At 71.5% G+C, this 295-nt stretch carries 1 protein-coding gene; it reads left to right on the plus strand.

From position 1 onward, the window contains the following. Positions 1-295: AMP-binding enzyme (locus ADK60_RS27470; RefSeq protein WP_502687465.1), on the plus strand; the 295-nt coding region annotated here is incomplete at both ends.

Here is a 295-nt window from a genome sequence, read left to right on the forward strand (position 1 = left end):
CGCGCAGGCGGTCGTCCTGGTGCGGGAGGACCGTCCGGGTGAGAAGCGTCTGGTCGGGTATGTCGTGCCCACCCCCGGCAGCGAACTCGACACCGCCGACATCCGGGCCGAGGTCGCTGCGTCCCTGCCGGAGTACATGGTCCCGGCAGCCGTGGTCGTCCTCGACGCGATCCCGCTCACGGTCAACGGCAAGCTGGACCGAAAGGCCCTGCCCGCACCCGACTTCGCCTCCGCCGGCGAGGGCCGTGCACCCGCCACCCCGCAGGAAGAAGTCCTGTGCGGTGTGTTCGCGGAG

It is taken from the genome of Streptomyces sp. XY431, assembly GCF_001279805.1.
GTDB classification, from domain to species: Bacteria; Actinomycetota; Actinomycetes; order Streptomycetales; family Streptomycetaceae; genus Kitasatospora; species Kitasatospora purpeofusca.